The 15,921-nt window shown below is 38.6% G+C and carries 14 protein-coding genes; 8 read left to right on the forward strand and 6 right to left on the reverse strand.

Going from position 1 to position 15,921, the window contains the following annotated elements; translation table 11 throughout:
• Nucleotides 1-1,123 precede the first annotated feature (1,123 nt).
• Nucleotides 1,124-3,529 carry a hypothetical protein gene (locus CXF64_RS12125; protein WP_198551138.1) on the reverse strand — a complete coding sequence of 802 codons (2,406 nt, stop codon included), beginning with the start codon at nt 3,527-3,529 and terminating at the stop codon, nt 1,124-1,126.
• A gap of 669 nt (nt 3,530-4,198) precedes the next feature.
• Between CXF64_RS12125 and CXF64_RS12130 the strand changes: the two genes are divergently transcribed.
• Nucleotides 4,199-5,379, forward strand: a protein-coding gene (locus CXF64_RS12130; protein WP_101217135.1) for an IS3 family transposase whose coding sequence is annotated in 2 segments (ribosomal slippage) — nt 4,199-4,457 and nt 4,457-5,379 — 1,182 coding nt in all. Because the reading frame shifts where the segments join, the coding sequence is not laid out codon by codon here.
• A 3-nt stretch (nt 5,380-5,382) separates the two neighbouring features.
• Here CXF64_RS12130 and CXF64_RS12135 read toward each other — a convergent pair.
• From CXF64_RS12135 to CXF64_RS12155, 4 genes are all read right to left on the reverse strand, one after another.
• Nucleotides 5,383-6,522 (reverse strand): esterase/lipase family protein, encoded by a 1,140-nt coding sequence (locus CXF64_RS12135; RefSeq protein WP_101217136.1) that lies wholly within the window; start codon nt 6,520-6,522, stop codon nt 5,383-5,385.
• Between the two features lie 399 nt (nt 6,523-6,921).
• Nucleotides 6,922-8,070, reverse strand: coding sequence for a hypothetical protein (locus tag CXF64_RS12145; protein ID WP_101217137.1), 1,149 nt, complete (start codon nt 8,068-8,070; stop codon nt 6,922-6,924).
• 304 nt (nt 8,071-8,374) lie between these two features.
• Nucleotides 8,375-8,683, reverse strand: coding sequence for a hypothetical protein (locus CXF64_RS12150; RefSeq protein WP_024590236.1), 309 nt, complete (start codon nt 8,681-8,683; stop codon nt 8,375-8,377).
• Between the two features lie 387 nt (nt 8,684-9,070).
• On the reverse strand, nt 9,071-9,316 hold the full coding sequence (locus tag CXF64_RS12155; RefSeq protein WP_002958040.1) for a DUF4235 domain-containing protein: 246 nt from the start codon (nt 9,314-9,316) through the stop codon (nt 9,071-9,073).
• Between the two features lie 337 nt (nt 9,317-9,653).
• Between CXF64_RS12155 and CXF64_RS12160 the strand changes: the two genes are divergently transcribed.
• From CXF64_RS12160 to CXF64_RS12190, 7 genes are all read left to right on the forward strand, one after another.
• Complete coding sequence (locus CXF64_RS12160) at nt 9,654-10,886, forward strand: Vgb family protein (RefSeq protein WP_101217138.1); 1,233 nt, start codon at nt 9,654-9,656, stop codon at nt 10,884-10,886.
• A gap of 219 nt (nt 10,887-11,105) precedes the next feature.
• Complete coding sequence (locus CXF64_RS12165; RefSeq protein WP_101217139.1) at nt 11,106-11,600, forward strand: hypothetical protein; 495 nt, start codon at nt 11,106-11,108, stop codon at nt 11,598-11,600.
• A 644-nt stretch (nt 11,601-12,244) separates the two neighbouring features.
• Nucleotides 12,245-12,814, forward strand: coding sequence for a superoxide dismutase family protein (gene sodC / locus CXF64_RS12170; RefSeq protein WP_024606939.1), 570 nt, complete (start codon nt 12,245-12,247; stop codon nt 12,812-12,814).
• 16 nt (nt 12,815-12,830) lie between these two features.
• Nucleotides 12,831-13,064, forward strand: a complete 234-nt coding sequence (locus CXF64_RS12175; RefSeq protein ID WP_024590240.1) for a ChaB family protein — start codon at nt 12,831-12,833, stop codon at nt 13,062-13,064.
• Between the two features lie 237 nt (nt 13,065-13,301).
• Nucleotides 13,302-13,916, forward strand: coding sequence for an acyl carrier protein phosphodiesterase (locus CXF64_RS12180; RefSeq protein ID WP_101217148.1), 615 nt, complete (start codon nt 13,302-13,304; stop codon nt 13,914-13,916).
• An 85-nt stretch (nt 13,917-14,001) separates the two neighbouring features.
• The gene (locus CXF64_RS12185; RefSeq protein ID WP_101217140.1) at nt 14,002-14,937 is read left to right on the forward strand and encodes a hypothetical protein; all 936 of its coding nucleotides are present in this window, start codon (nt 14,002-14,004) and stop codon (nt 14,935-14,937) included.
• 37 nt (nt 14,938-14,974) lie between these two features.
• Nucleotides 14,975-15,316, forward strand: a complete 342-nt coding sequence (locus tag CXF64_RS12190) for a YajD family HNH nuclease (RefSeq protein WP_101217141.1) — start codon at nt 14,975-14,977, stop codon at nt 15,314-15,316.
• A gap of 111 nt (nt 15,317-15,427) precedes the next feature.
• Here CXF64_RS12190 and CXF64_RS12195 read toward each other — a convergent pair whose 3' ends face one another.
• Complete coding sequence (locus CXF64_RS12195; protein WP_101217142.1) at nt 15,428-15,898, reverse strand: YHS domain-containing (seleno)protein; 471 nt, start codon at nt 15,896-15,898, stop codon at nt 15,428-15,430.
• Nucleotides 15,899-15,921: the final 23 nt, after the last annotated feature.

The following is a 15,921-nucleotide window of genomic DNA, read 5'->3' on the forward strand; positions in this document are numbered from 1 at the left end:
CACAGGCAAGCTCACTGACTTCGATGTGATAAATGATAGCTAATCATTTATCAATGAGAGATACAAGACGCATAGCTTGCTGGCGTGTTGGACGCAGCCCAAAAGGTGTTTAATTATTGAAGGCGCATACTTTGTTTGCTTCTGGCTCATTGAGGGATTAGAAACCTTATTCAAGGTTTTGTCGCGCTGGCGACGGCAGCCAAAGAGGGGCTGCCGCTGGTCCCTCTCTGGACACTCTCAGCGCACCCGAGCATCACGCTTAACCCTTCAAACCGCAATTGATGTGAACGTAAACGGCGAAGATAGGCCATCCATGGCCTAATTTCGCCTTATCGCGCATCCATGCGCGACATTACTCATCAATTGCTTATTTTCAGGGCGTGATGACGGGGGAAGGGTGTTAAACGTGAGGTTGGTGTTTGGTCTTGGTAAGAAACAAGACCTGACTCTCTGCATTTTCTCTTTATTTCCCTAGGCTGGGTAGAGGGAAACGAAACTCAACAAATCACAAATATACTTACTCGCTCACAAACCAGGAATATGTATTATTTATTGTAGGCGTACAGCTTGCTGACGCGCGGGCGACAGCCCGAATAAGTATTTGAAATTACTATTACAGATAATGTTAATGCGTTTCGCGCTTTTAGAGAAGAAACCTTATTCAAGGTTTTGTCGCGCTGGCGACAGCAGCCAAAGAGGGGCTGCCGCTGGTCCCTCTCTGGACACGCTATTTCCTTCAAACCACAATTGATGTGAACGTAAACGGCGAGGATAGGCCATCCATGGCCTAGTGTCGCCTTATCGCGCATCCATGCGCGATATTCCTCATCAATTGCTTATTTTCAGGGCGTGATGACCGGGGGAGGGTGTTAAACGTGAGATTGGTGTTTGGTCTTGGCAAGAAACAATACCTAACCCTCTGGGTTTGAGTTTTGGCCAACAGTTACACGTATTGATGACGTATTTGGCGACCGTAACTTGGTATGTTCACGCCCAGCGGTTGAGACATACAGAGATTGATAATTTTTTTGGCGATCAACAATTAAGATTGTGAACACATAAAGAAGAAAAAGCGAACCATAGATGGTTCGCTTTTTTTATCACTAATTTTCGATATATTTATTTACCATTCAAATCGCTCCCCTCTATCAGTGTCACGTTCTGCTTCTCTTTCATATTCTCTTGCAATGTAAGCTTCCCATTGTGGCTTTTTAGCTAAAGCCCATTCGGATACTATTTTGTCAGTTGAATCTATTAATGGTTGAAATAAAGGTAATCGAGACTCAAGTATCTTGGCCCATGAACCCGTCCCTCCATTTGGAGTGAAACTAGATAAGTATTCGTCCAAAACCACAGCAGGATCTGGACAAGCTTGTAACAATTCAATCGCTAATTGTGTCCACTCAATAGTTTTTTCATTTGATTGGTAAGGTGTAATAATTGATGCGAGAGCTGGATAGCTATCTTTACCGTTGCATTTACACCAATCTAACGTGCTTTTTATATCAACTTTCGAAAATGGACTTACTTTCTTATCAAGCCTACCTTTTATTACATTTCTTATCTGAGGTTCTATTTCTTTATTTTTACCTATAAATACTTCAAGGGCTAAAATAGGATGTAATTGAATAATTGTGGACATAAATTCTGGGAAATCATATCTGCCGATAATATGATTCAAAATTTTTGCTTTAATTACTTCTAGAACAGTTAAAGCATACTCTTCATTTGTACCAGCAGAAAAGCAGACATTGGCTATTTGGGTTAAACTATAATCGTTGCCACCGGAAGGCCCTTTTTCTTCTGAGTATTCGAATGATGCTAAAAGTGATGCTGTTTTTTCTTTAAGCAAATCTGAAACAATATAGTGCAGGTTTTGCTTCAGTCCATGAAACCGCATAGATAATATATCGATAGCAACTCTCTGCCCACCATCTTTATGCCAAATCAAATCCAAAATTTCGCATAATTTTTCATCAGGTATCTGTTCGTGCCTTCGTCCAGATGCTAGGTCATAATAATCCCTTACAGGGCATGTGTTTTCCTGTAGTGCTTGAATAATACGAGCGGTAGATTCTGCATTAATCGGGTAACTTAGTTGAACTCTGATGAAGTGTTGTTTAAGTGTAGGATGAATTAGAAGGCTATCTAAGAAATGATTAGTCAGTGCGATATTATGTGTCGAAAGGTAATATATTTGGCCACATAAAAAATCAAAATTTCTCTCTTTTTCTGGAAGGTTTTCTAGTGCACCTATTACTCTAGTTAATGTTTCAGAGTTGTTTTTTATTCCTTCAGCGTGCCCTTTGCCGAATGCAAATAAATTAGAACTTATTTCTGGGTGTGATAGTAGTTTGAATAGAATATCATCAAGTTCTTTTGGCGGTCTATTTGCTAATTGAGTACCTAATTCAATAGAGTATTCGTGCCCTTTTTTATACCCACGCTCAATTACTTTACCATTATCATCCATCTCCTCTAGGTCATAAAATTTCCACGGTTCAGCTAAAACGTACATATCTATATCGTCCAGAATACAATTTGGTGATAGTAGTTCAGAAATTGACTTTAACCTTTGAATATTATCTTCATTTGATGAACTACAGTCAAACCTCAATATTGAGTGGATTGCTTCAAAGCCATCGCTCCACATTCCTGATTTGCTTATTTCTACACATATCTTCTCAATTACATCTCTAAGGCAACTTATTCGCCATAAGCTTCGTAAGTTTTTACTGAGTATTTTCTTTGCGAATGACGAAACTTGAGAATCACTGGCTATTAACTCAGCGGTATATTCGATGAATAGTTTATACCAGTCTTCAACATCTTGGTTGGTCTTTGGTCTGTAACCAAAGTCTCTTGGGTTTGCACCAAAATCAAAGCTATGGTGTGAGGAAAAGTGCCAAGCTTCTAGAGAGGAATCTAAAAGCTCAAAAGCTAGCTCAATGCTATTCTCAGTATCGCTAGCAATTAAGTTATTTATAACATTTAATCGCTGCTCTTTGGTTGCATGAGTACCAGATAAATATAGTTGGAACAGTGATTTTAAAATATTTCTGATAGAGTTGTAATTCTCAGCTTTATCTTCTGATAGTGTGAATTGGCATAACAATTTAGCGCATGTGTCAAAATACTGTTCCTCATATGCAATAGATCTAATAAGCCTTGTTATTTCGGTAAATTGCTTATTTTTTCGTGTACAAAACTCAGGCTGTTTAGCTAAAGCTTCAATGTGAAATAAAGCTTCTTTCGTTGAAATAGGTGCTACATTATTAAGTAATATCCAAGCAAGCTTACTTTTGCCTTTTGTATATAGTTTATATAACAGCCCATTTTCACTTAACCAATCATTAACGATGATTTTAGCTTCTTCACATTGAGGTAGGTAGCCTAGTCTCCTAGAAAATGACTTTAATAATCGCTCGTTTGTAGATTCATTAAAGTTACTGGAAATAATAGCGGAACTTATATTTTCTAACGCATATTTGGCTAACCTATTAGCAATAGGGTGGGGTAATACAGCCATCCATTACTACGTTGCTGAACTAAGTTTCGACGTTTTAGTTCTATTGCCGATTCAAACATAGTTTTTGAAGGAATTTCTGATAGGTTACTGAGAAATGTAATATCATCACTATATAGCTTATCACTATTAATTTGGAATGAATAAACTAGTGAAAGATATTGAGCTGCCTTTTCGAGTGACTTTTCATTGGTATGGCGTTGATAAAATAGCCTTCTAAATAGTTCTTCATCCCTTAGACTTGAAATGTTTTCGTCTTTACCTATTGTTTCAGCCAAAGCCAAAGCTATTCTTGAGTTACCACCTGAAAATTCACTAATTGTTCTAGAGTTTTGCTGACCTAGGTGCTGATATCTAGCGTTAAGTATTTTTTCTATAAGCTCGATTGAAGATGGCTCTAAAGAGAATACTTCAGTCTGCTCTGGTTGGTCTTCTCTTAAATCATATTCGACAGTCAGTAAGTTGGTGTTACTGCTTTCAACGCTGCATAAGGTTGTAAGTGATCTATGTAAGTCAGGTGGGCAGTTATCTATAATTAAAACTGCTTTACGGCCTTCTCCAGCGATTTTTTCTGCCAGAGCTTGTGGCGTTGGTGTGTAGTGGTAAAGTAATTTTGGCCACCCATTAAGAAAGAAATGTTATGCTATTTGCATACAAATTTGGGTGAAAAAAATGACAAAATTAAACCGTGCAACGTACTCCGCTGCAATCAAATTAGAAACGGCTCAACTTGTAGTTGACCAAGGTTATACACAAGAAGAAGCAGTCAAAGCGATGGGTGTTGGTAAATCAACCGTCAGTAAATGGGTTGCTCAATTAAAGCAAGAACGTAATGGCCAGTCACCATTGGCTTCACCAATGACACCCGAACAAATTGAAATCCGTGAACTTAAAAAGCAAATCCAACGCATTGAATTAGAAAAGGATATATTAAAAAAGGCTACCGCTCTCTTGATGTCCGACTCCCTGAACAATTCTCGTTAATTGAGAAATTAAATCAACGAGAGCGTTACCCAATTAGTGTGCTATGTAGTGTATTTAATGTGCATCGTAGCAGCTATAAATACTGGGCTATACGGGATACGACACCGACACCAGAGCAAGTAAGGTTAGAGGCTGAAGTTAAAGCCATACATACAATGAGTGGGGGCTCAGCAGGTGCGAGGACAATCGCGGCAATCGCAACGAATAACGATTTTGAATTAAGCCGTTATCGTGCTGCTAAGCTAATGATTAAATTAAAGCTAGAAAGCTGCCAAGTACCTCAACATTCATATAAACGCGGCGGTAATGAACATCTTGAAATCCCAAACCTGCTTGATAGGCAGTTCGATGTTGTTGAACCGAATACCGTGTGGTGCGGTGATGTTACATATATTTGGATAGGCAATCGCTGGGCTTATTTAGCGGTCGTTATTGATTTGTTTGCACGCAAAGTTGTGGGTTGGGCAATGTCATTGTCGCCGGATTCTAACTTAACGCTAAAAGCGCTTGAGTTAGCCTACGAAAGCAGAGGCAGACCAAGTGGGTTGATGTTTCACTCAGACCAAGGAAGCCATTATACGAGCTTGAAGTACCGCCAACGTTTATGGCGCTATAAAATCACACAAAGCATGAGTCGACGCGGAAATTGTTGGGATAATGCGCCAATGGAGCGATTTTTTAGAAGCTTTAAAACAGAATGGATGCCAAAGGTTGGATATGGGAATTTTATAGACGCTAAATATAGTGTGAGTGATTATATCAACGGATATTACAACAACGTTAGGCCGCATCATTATAATGCCGGTTTAGCGCCAAATGAATCTGAGGTTAGATATCAAGATTCTAAAACTGTGGCCAAATTTTATTGACCACTACAGTGTTGGAGCGTTGGCCATATCAGTATAGAATACAGCCCTATGGGGTAATGGATTTTCACCAATACGCTCATCAAATAAAGCTTGCACAAATCTAGTTTTTCCAACACCAGATAAACCAATAAGTCTAATAGATGCTTTTTTTTCTAGTAATTTACCGCGAATAAGGTTTAAGCCGTCTAAACCTTTATGTCCTTCATTATTGTTTGACGATGAATCAAGTAACCTAACCTGTTCATCAAAGAAATATTCACCGGATGTTCCATGGGGGCAATTTGCCCAGTTACTATATCCTTCCCATGAGTTTGTATCGTTATAAAACCTAGAATTTATCCATAGCTCATGAAATTCTCTTTTTTTTTGAGATATAAAGCCTTTGACGTGTGTGTAAATTTCGTCTTCTTTGTCTACTGGTTTACAGATGTTTTCGTGACAAGATTCAATAGGAATAGCTCTAGTTTCCGGTAAGCCTGGATCTGCACTGTCAGGCTTAACAACTTGTATTACACCATACATTTTCTTTGTTTCTGTAAGGATAAGGTGTCTTATTGGGGCATTCGAAGACCAATCTCTATACCAAGTGTTGAGTTCTCTTAAATTAGGATCATTTCTACTTAAAGATGCAGTGGCTACTGATGGCTTTAATAAAGTAGTACACTTTAAGAGAGTTCTAGCAGCTAAATTATGGCCAAGTAAAGCTATGTCAGAGCCCAAGTGAGGAGTTCCTAAAAAAGCCGCACCTGACACTCTGCCTAAAAATTGTTGTGCTTCGACTCTATTAGTTTGATCATGAGCAATTCTAAGTATTTGCTTCGTAATTAACCCACCAAGACTATGACAAACAAAGAATATTTCGCCTTCAGATAGCTGAGGAGTTTTTAGCATATGTTCAAATATATTGGTAGCAAGGTCAGGGATACCCATACCAGTGCTATTGAAAGATAATTTTGGTGCGGAATATTCAACAGTCCATATGTTTAGATCGCTATTATCTTCAACTAACCACATTGGCCAAGCTTCATCTTTAGAGCCTTTTTTAAGCCAAGTGCTGTTAGCACTTCCTCCTAGCCCATGTAGAAAAATAACATGGATATCTCTTATCTCATCAGAATCTGACCTAAGTACTATTTTTGCCACTGTTCTTTCTCTTCAATCCATTGTTTAATATCTACACGTTTAAAACGCCAGCTACCACTGACCTTGAAGTCAGGAAGTTTACCTTAGCTAGCTAATCGGTAAGCGGTTTTTTCATTAAGTTTTAAATAGAGCGCTAACTCTTGAATAATGAGTATATCTTCAGCGGTTCACAATGTCCCCTAACTTAGATTAATCCCATCATATGAAGAGCAAAGTTTTGACTACATACCAAGTACCTAGATTTATAGTTTATTGCTCGTCGAGTCAATTACTCAGTCTAGACCACGGCGAATAGAGTTTAAGAATGCGTTTACCATGTGATTAACCGTGGAGAGTGCGTGAGAAAATAAAAGGCAATGTTATTGCCCTTTATTATGCGCTTAAACTAGTCGTTATAAACTATAGCGCTACTAAGCTTTGCTCTAGCATTGCCTTTATTTGTTTTACTATTTTAGCTTCTGTCTCAGGTTCGAATTGTTGTATACGTGGGGTATGAATATGCCCTGTAGGTATACTTGAATTAAGCGCATCGCGCAGGCGAATACTTCGGTACGATATTTCGTTAGACAGGTAACCACCGCCGCCGCCATTAACCGCAATACTATTTTTAAGCTCGCCGTAAGAACCTGCTTTATAGGTTTTTTCAAGCGTGGTGACTTCGTGATTGTCGATAACTTTATAAGGGCCTTTGGCTTGTTGCATGGAATTTACAGGCAAGCTAAATTTTACAAACTCGTTGCCCGGGAGTGGTCGGCCATTAAGCTTTGGTATTACTGGGCTTGTTTGCGTTCCACCATACACAATATTGGCATTATCGGGGGCGGTTACACTGCGACGCTTACCTGGGAAGTGCTCTAAATCAAATTCTGTTCTGCCCATACTTACGGTTACTACCATGTCTACATTATTAAGTGCGTAGTAGGGAGCAAGTAGCGATTCTATTATACCTTGATCAAAATCTTCGTAGCGCACAGGCACCATAACGGTGTTAATTTCTGCGCTGGTGCCGTTGTAATTAATAACTTGGCCATCGAGTAATAACGCCGCAACACCTGAAGGGTTACTTTGGTTTATGTTTTTATCGAGTAAAAAAGGGTCAAAGCCCGTTAGTAATATTTTTTTAGTGCTGCCTGATGAAAAAGTAAGATCGGTACGACCTCTGCTACCTTCCTCAAGTAGGGTTAGTAAAGTATTTAGTTGAGCCTGTGTAATTGAAAATTTAGGTGAAGTTGTGCGTATTACTTTACTTGAAAGCAGGCGCGCCCAGTAAAGCTCTCGGTCGTCGTAGTTATTGGTTTTTATTATGCGTTGTTTGGCGTTTTCCCACAGTTCAAAGCTAAAGCTTTGTACTAATGCTTTTGTACTTTTAAAGTCGTTTAATTCTTTAAATTGTTGCTCAAAACTTGATACTTGTGGGGTGAATGCATTTAAAACATTTGGCATTGCTGATTGTGCTTTGTTGATACGCTGTTCTTCAACAGTTAAAGGATTACTTAAAGCAGCGAATGAAGAGGCAATTAAGCTGGTCGCTAATAATACTTTGATCATAATACTCCTAAGATAAAGCTATTGTTTTATGTGTAATTTACTATCCTACTATTGCTAACTTAGGGCAACCAATTAACGTTGAATCGACTGATATTTGCTTTTGCCGTGCATTAGTATTGTTTAACGGCCAATTAGTATCATCGGCTAATAAAAATCCCTGAGTCAAAAATTGATCTTTATAGGTACTACTTTAAGCTCTAATAAAAGTAAAAAGCCGTTACAGCAATGCAACGGCTTTTCATTATGTTTTTATGCGCTTCGACGATACGAGCGAAAGGCTTTATAGTCCTTTAAAAACCTCGTTTTAATCATCAGGTCCTTTTAAGGTAAACACTAAATGTTTACGCATATCTTTTAAAATCACGCCCTTTTTAAGCATTGTGCCGCTTAAGCGTTTTTGCCACTTTAATAAGTCAGGCTCTGCGGCCGCTAAGGCTTGCTCGTTTTCAAACTGAAAGCACAGCAGTAGTGTACTTGGAAATAAGTGGTATTCCACATCAAACCAGCATTGCAGCATGCCTGGGAGCTCAGCGCGGCCTTGTTCTTCTAATTTTTCAGCTGTGTTAAGTACAAGTGCTTGCTGCTTTATTTGCACTGCAGAGAGTTTTTTCATTATTAAAATCCAAGTTAGCGGCTAAAAAATGCAGCCGGAATGCGTGCATTATACGCAAGCTTGTAGGTAAGCAACAACTTTGAAAGGGAGTTAATATTTAATAGAGTATATCTGTTTAAAATCTAGGAGGTCTTGTTGGAAAGCGCCTTTGGCTTTTACAACTTGCGTAGGTCGGATAAGCGGCGCAGCCGTGCCATCCGACATTTTAAATTTAACCACAGAACCCCGGTTTGGATATTAATATGTTTTTTAACTCAATAGTTAAGTAACCTCAAACAAGGTGTTTGCCAGGTTGCTTGCAACAACTAAGGAGTAGCTGTCGCAAGCCGTCTTAAGAGCCTTACCGTATTACGATTAATACTTATAAGAGGTATCAATCGGGTTGGTTTATTTGGATCGGCGCTTGTCTAGTACATAACGTACGGCCATTCTTGCAACACCCGCACCAATACCTGAGACCACTGCCCATGTAACGGCCTCTTTAAGATCTGTTTCTTCGCTTGGTCTATCTTTTGGGGCTGGTTCGTTGGTAACCTTTTCCCACGATTTTTGTAAAGTTTTCCTTGTTAACATACCTGCAGATGCAGCGGCGAGACCTATACCTATCGTTGTAATTAGCTGTTTATTACTCATAATTTACTCCTTTTTATAAATAACGGCAGCGTTATTTATGTGTAACTCTTTAAGTAAGAATATTAATAACAGCAATTTACGTACCGATAGGTTGAGGAGCTTTTAGATAAGGGCGTTTTGTATTTGTGCAAATTAGTCGTTTAAAACCACACTCATACCACGCTTACACACAAGCTAAATAACCAATGTAGAGCGTGCACAACTCTGCTTGAAATATTTTTTTAGATATTAACCCTGCAATTTAACTTACCTTCTAGCCGGCTTATCGCACTCATTGTTGTACAGATAGTAAACACTTTTATCCTATGCTTTAATATTAAAAACAAGGGAGGGCGTTATGAGTAAAAATAGATTTTTATTTAATAAATACGTTGCGGTAATGGCTGTTTCAGGCACTTTGGCTGCACCGCTACCAGTGCTGAGCAACGATAAGGGGCCGCTAATTGAGCAGCTTTGTGCTAGTTGCCATAGTTTAACTAATCTTGAGCGCAGTGCGGGTTATAGCCAGCAGGACTGGCAAACATTAATAAGCTATATGGTTGATACGGGCGCAGATACTGCGCTTAGTAAAGATATAAGCGCTTATTTAGCTGAGCATTATCCTGTTAATACCAAGCGCGAATCTAAGGTTGTTACGGGCGATTTAAAGCTTAGCTTTAAGTACTGGCAAGTCCCTACGCTTGGGCAGCGCGCTCGCGATCCGGTACAAGGTAAAAACGGACTTATTTGGTGGGTTGGCCAGTGGGGTAATATTTTAGGTAGGTTAGACCCTAAAACCGGCGATATGAAAGAGTACACACTGCCAAGTGGTACCTATGCGCACAGTGTGTCGCTTGATAAAAATCAAACTCCTTGGTTTTTAGGGAATAAAAATGGCACGGTTGGATATTTAGATTTAAAAACCGAAAAATTTAAAGTGTATAAAATGCCCGATAAAAACGCCCGCGACCCGCATACCGGTGTATTTGATGAAGCCGGTATATTTTGGTTTACCCTCCAACATAGTAATATGATTGGCAAGCTAGACCCTACAACTGGCGATATTAAACTCGCTACTTTACCCACTAAAGGCTCACGGCCATATGGTATTAAGCTTGATTCAAACGGCACGCCATGGGTTTCGTGTAATGGTAGTAACTGTTTGGTTAAAGTTGATAAAAGCTCTATGGAGCTTAGCGAAATTAAACTCCCGGGTGCTAAAACGCATGCAAGGCGACTTGCCATTACGCCTGGCGATATGGTTTTTTATGTGAACTCTGGCATGGGTAAACTTGGCCGCTATAACCCAAAAACCAAGAAGATCACCCAGTGGGATAACCCTAGCGGTGAAAACAGCCACCCGTATGCAATTGAATATGCAGATAACGCTATTTGGTTTAACGAGTCAGCTAAACGCCCTGAAACCTTAGTAAGGTTCGACCTTAATACCGAAACCATGCAAAGCTGGCAAATTCCGAGCAAAGAGGGTGTTTACTCTGGCTTAATTAGGCATATGCGCATGGGGAATAATGGGCTGATTATTCACCAAACAGCGACTAACCAATTAGCTGAAATTACATGGTCTAAGTAATAATTTTAATTAATATATTTATATTAAAAATGGCATACCGCTTGTTAGTAAGTTTGTTTATGTAGATAGGAGTTTTTTACAAAATTTAGCAATTTTTACTCTAATAATAAGAGTGTTAGTATGGGTTTTTTTTATATTATTGATTTTAAATGATAATTTACTTGGTTTGAGTTTTGCTTGGTAGTAAGTGTATTTTCTTAAATAAATAAAGGAGTTATTATGAGTACCGTTATTACTGGGTTATTCGAAAGTGCATCACAAGCAACACTCGCAATTTATAGATTAGAAGCTTTAGGTATTAATGAAGCTGATATTAGTATTGTAGCCAACGACTCATACGCAAAGGAAGATTTTGCTGTAGACGAAGGTACTAAAGCTGCCGAAGGCGGCATTATTGGCGCGGCTTCGGGTGGTATTCTTGCTGCAATTATTGGCGGTTTCACTGCCGTAGGGACTGTAGCAACTGGTGGTACTGGTTTATTAGTTGCCGGACCGTTAGTCGCTGCATTTGCTGCTGGTGGCGCAGGCGCCGCAGTAGGTGGTACTTTAGGTGCCGCAATTGGTGCGTTTATCCCCGAGCACGAAATTAAGTATTATGAAGATGCCATTGAAAAAGGCTCTATATTAATTGGTGTTAAGTACGATAGTGACAACAAAAATGCTATTGAAGAAATACTTAACAATGCAGGCGCAAGTAACGTATCTACAGCGTAATGCTAGCTAATTAATTAAAAAAGGTGAAACTTGGTTTCACCTTTTTTGTGCTCGCTTTTTAGTGCCAAGCAATAATACTTAATCAATTTGAGGGATTAAATCTTACGCTAACTGCGTTAAAAATTCTGATATAAAACAACTAAATAACGTAATTTTTTGTCATTAAATTGACCCATATATAAGCGGATTTTTTTTGAACATACTTTGATTATAAAAATAAATACCCCTTATAGATATAACGCGTGAAGAGTATCTTAGAAGGCTTATTTAGATTGGCGCTTCTTTATTTCATAACGTACGGCCATTCAACCAGCACCAACACTCGAGACTACCGCCTAAGTAATAAGGGCCTCTTTAATATCGTCTTTTTCACTTGGATTGTCTTTTTTGGTAGGGACGTTGGTAATCTTTTCTCACGAGCTTTGTAAATATGCCTTGGTTTTCACTTAATCATTGGCTAAAAGTTAGCTCATTAATTAAATGGCTATTTAGTTAAAGTTATTTTAATCAATAAATTGCGACTAAAAAATACATAAATGTATGTTTGAACATAGGACTGGTATAGACATTGAAACTACTTATTTAATAGTCGCTTAATTTAGCGATATTGTTTTATTAATTTGATACTAAACCAGGAGATGATGATGAATTGTTTGCAGTTTGATTCAAAAACTAAAAGAAGTTTAAACCGCGTTTTAAAACCTGCTTTTGCAATATTATTTACCAGCGTGTTACTACAAAATAGTGCACTGGCTAATGTAAACGTTGAAATGCACCAAGTTACTAAGTCGGGCCAGGGGCAATTACTAGGCACTATTACACTAACAGAAAATGATCACGGCGTTGTTTTTTCACCAAACTTAAAAGGTTTAACGCCGGGGCAGCACGGCTTTCATGTTCATCAATTTGCTAGTTGTGAACCCAAGAAAAAAGGCGATAAGGTAGTGCCAGGTGGCGGTGCTGGTGGGCATTTCGATCCAAAAGCTAGCGAGCATCATGATGCTCCTTGGGCCAACGGCCATTTAGGCGATTTACCGGCGTTGTATGTAAATGAAAGTGGCCAAGCTAAATCGCCTGTTTTAGCGCCAAGGCTCACGCTTGAAAAACTTAAACAACATGCTGTGATGATCCACGAAGGAAGTGATAACTATGCAGATGAGCCAAAGCCATTAGGTGGCGGTGGTAGCCGTGTTGCTTGTGGCGTAATTAAGTAAATATAAGGAGAAAGTTATGCCATATAAAAACCGTGACGAACTACCTGAGTCGGTAAAAAGTAACTTACCTAAACATGCTCAAGACATATATCAAGAGGCGTTTAATAGTGCATGGGATACCTACAAGGACCCGAGCGATAGAAAAAACGACGACGACCGCGAAACCACTGCGCACAAAGTGGCTTGGTCTGCGGTTAAAAACAGTTATAGCAAAAATGACAATGGAAATTGGGTAAAGTCGAGTAATTAGTTTTGATCAAACTAACAACAAGGCTGAAGTATTAAAAAGCCGCTACAGCTTATTGTAGTGGCTTTTTTATAGAGCCCAGTGATTAATCGTTTTTCTATTTACCTTTTTAAACAATACTTTACGGCATGTTTGAGTAAAATTGAGAAGCAAAACCATAAGTACTGCTTTAAACACGAATGTGAGTTTAGTTTAAATTTACGTTATTATTTGTTTGTATTAGCCAAGCCCGAGAACACTTTGAATTATTTAGCTCATCTTTATTTAGCGCAGCCCACAGCCGATTCTCACTTTGGGAACTTATTGGGCGACTTTGGTGGTAAAAGGCATGTAGAGTACTTACCAAATACGGTTAAAAACGGGCTCGATAACCACTATTTAGTCGATAAATTTACCGACTCCCACCGCGCAGTTAAACACGCTAAACAGTACTTTTCACCTGAGCGTAAACGTTTTGCTGGTGTGGCTATTGATGTGGTGTTTGATCATTTTTTAATTGTGCATTGGCAGCGATTTAGCAAGCAACCTTTAAGTGATTTTAAGTACACCAGCTATCAGCTTTTGAATAATCGCATACCTGTTATGCCGCCGCGCATGCAGCATGTTGTAACAAGTATGACTAAAAACGATTGGTTTAAAGAGTACGAAACCGTTGAGGGAATAGGAGTAGCACTTGATAATATTGCCAAGCGTATTCGCTTTACTAACACTTTTGCGGGCGCGGCTGATGATATAGCAAGGAATTACGATGAATTAGAAGCCGTGTTTTTAGCGTTCTTCCCGGAGCTAATTAAGCATGTAAGTGAGTTTGACCTTGAAAGCACCCCAAAAAATGACATAAAGCGCATTATTTAAAGTTTTCATCAATTGTTAACCTTTTGTGATAATTTAAGGTGAAAAAAACGCTACTCTAATACAAATTAATTTTTGAGTGTTTTTAATGAATCGCAATTACTTGGTTATTGTGAGCTTTGCTGTTTTAGCGGCATTTCAATCTGGTGCTGTATTGGCTTTCGACTTTGACTTAAAGTCGGTACGAACCACTATTTCAAACCCTAACACTAGCCACGCGTTAATATATGACGACTTGGCTGGGAGTAATCAAAAAACACTGTTTTCGTTAGAGCCCATAAACAATCAACGTGTGGGTGTGTTTTTTGATATTAATGACATTGAAATTGGCTACTCAGCCGATATTTTCGAAGATGATGTTGAAACAAAAACACAAGATATACTGCTTTCGTATAGAAAATTTAAAAATTCTAAAATCACATTTAACTATCAAACGCTTGAAGGGCTGCAAAGCACGGCTAGCAATTTAAGCGGCAATCAAACGGATCAAATTTTCTCGCAAAATACACGTTCAACCAAGTTTGAGCTATCTGGCCAACACAACTTTTATATCTTCAATAATAAAGAGTCTTTGTTTGAGCACTTTTTTCTTAATAGGCCAAAGCTAAGCAGCAAATTTGATTTGTCGTTAAGTATTGTTGGCGCGTGGTCTTTTAAGCATGTATCTCTTGAGAATAAAGATAATATTGTGTTTCAAGCTGATTTTTTAAATTCATCTGCACCACAGGTCACTAAGTTAATTTCTAATTCGTACGGGGCGAGTATTGGCTCGCTTTTATCATTTTCGTTACCGCATAATGTTCACGTATTTGCTGAATACAAAGTAGGTAAGGGAAATATTCGAAATACAGACCCTGGGCTGGGGTTAAAAGATTCGGGCGGCGAAAAAGTGGCAGCATACGGCGGTGGAATTTCTTGGACTTCCGACAATAAAAAACTTATGGTTGTACTACGTGCGTGGGAGCAAACAGGCCGGCATATAGATACTTCTTTTGGTGATTTGTCAGTAATTAAGTTTTTTTAGTATTGAGCACCGAAATAGTGAATTTACCAGGAATATTATGAGTAAGAATAACGATGTACCTCAGGCTTATGTTAAGCAAGAGGAAGGTTATAGAATAAAAGCCTTAAGATTATATCCTTGGGTATGCGGGCATTGTGCTCGTGAGTTTGAATACTCAAATTTACGTGAGTTAACGGTGCACCATGTTGATCATAACCACAGTAATAATCCTGAAGACGGAAGTAACTGGGAGTTATTGTGTATTTATTGCCACGACAATGAGCACAATAAATACCACGAGCATATTATGTATGGCGGGTCGACTACAGATCGCAAAGTTGAGGCTGCGACGCATTCTCCATTTGCCGATTTAAAAGCGATGCTTAATAAATCAAAGTAATATTAGTTAAATTAAGAGCTTAAACCTAAAATTTTATTAATTTAAATGGCTTTTGAGGATGAACGGTTATAAACCGAAGCAACCTCAAAAATTAACTTTAAATTGGTTTTATTAAAGCTCTTTAGCTGTTTTGTCTTTTATGTCAAACCAGTTTGAATCGGCTGAAGTAATAAAGCCTGGTACGTCTTTTAGCCATTGTTTTTGAACTGATTTATCAAGATTTAAATAAAGTTTGTTATCAACAATTTTGAACGCTTCTGGATCTACGTCAAATTTTTTCTCCATTGATACACCAAACGCACAAAAGCCACCAAATTGTGGTGCGTACTTTTCTGGATTCGCTCTAAATAAGTCACGGTGCTTAGCTGAGGTGAATTTATAAATGGCATTTTTATGTGTTGCAGTATATTCAGAGCTGCCTGTTACTGCTTTGTTTTGGGTAAAGTAAGCAACGGTATCGTAACCACTAATTGCAATGTCGTTAACGTCGGCATTTGCGTCTATGTCTGCTGCAAAGCTTAGTGAACTTGCAAGGACTGATGCTGCAAAAAAAGCTGATTTAGTGAGTGTCGAAAATTTCATGTGTATCTCCAAAGGGTAATTTA

It is taken from the genome of Pseudoalteromonas sp. GutCa3 (assembly GCF_002836155.1).
Lineage (GTDB): Bacteria > Pseudomonadota > Gammaproteobacteria > Enterobacterales > Alteromonadaceae > Pseudoalteromonas > Pseudoalteromonas arctica.

Bases quoted from the DNA above. Each gene is read 5' to 3' on its own strand.
- CXF64_RS12125 (WP_198551138.1), bottom strand. From the start codon at position 3,529: ATGGCTGTATTACCCCACCCTATTGCTAATAGGTTAGCCAAATATGCG.
- CXF64_RS12145 (WP_101217137.1), bottom strand. From the start codon at position 8,070: ATGATCAAAGTATTATTAGCGACCAGCTTAATTGCCTCTTCATTCGCT.
- CXF64_RS12150 (WP_024590236.1), bottom strand. From the start codon at position 8,683: ATGAAAAAACTCTCTGCAGTGCAAATAAAGCAGCAAGCACTTGTACTT.
- CXF64_RS12155 (WP_002958040.1), bottom strand. From the start codon at position 9,316: ATGAGTAATAAACAGCTAATTACAACGATAGGTATAGGTCTCGCCGCT.
- CXF64_RS12160 (WP_101217138.1), top strand. From the start codon at position 9,654: ATGAGTAAAAATAGATTTTTATTTAATAAATACGTTGCGGTAATGGCT.
- CXF64_RS12165 (WP_101217139.1), top strand. From the start codon at position 11,106: ATGAGTACCGTTATTACTGGGTTATTCGAAAGTGCATCACAAGCAACA.
- sodC (WP_024606939.1), top strand. From the start codon at position 12,245: ATGAATTGTTTGCAGTTTGATTCAAAAACTAAAAGAAGTTTAAACCGC.
- CXF64_RS12175 (WP_024590240.1), top strand. From the start codon at position 12,831: ATGCCATATAAAAACCGTGACGAACTACCTGAGTCGGTAAAAAGTAAC.
- CXF64_RS12185 (WP_101217140.1), top strand. From the start codon at position 14,002: ATGAATCGCAATTACTTGGTTATTGTGAGCTTTGCTGTTTTAGCGGCA.
- CXF64_RS12190 (WP_101217141.1), top strand. From the start codon at position 14,975: ATGAGTAAGAATAACGATGTACCTCAGGCTTATGTTAAGCAAGAGGAA.
- CXF64_RS12195 (WP_101217142.1), bottom strand. From the start codon at position 15,898: ATGAAATTTTCGACACTCACTAAATCAGCTTTTTTTGCAGCATCAGTC.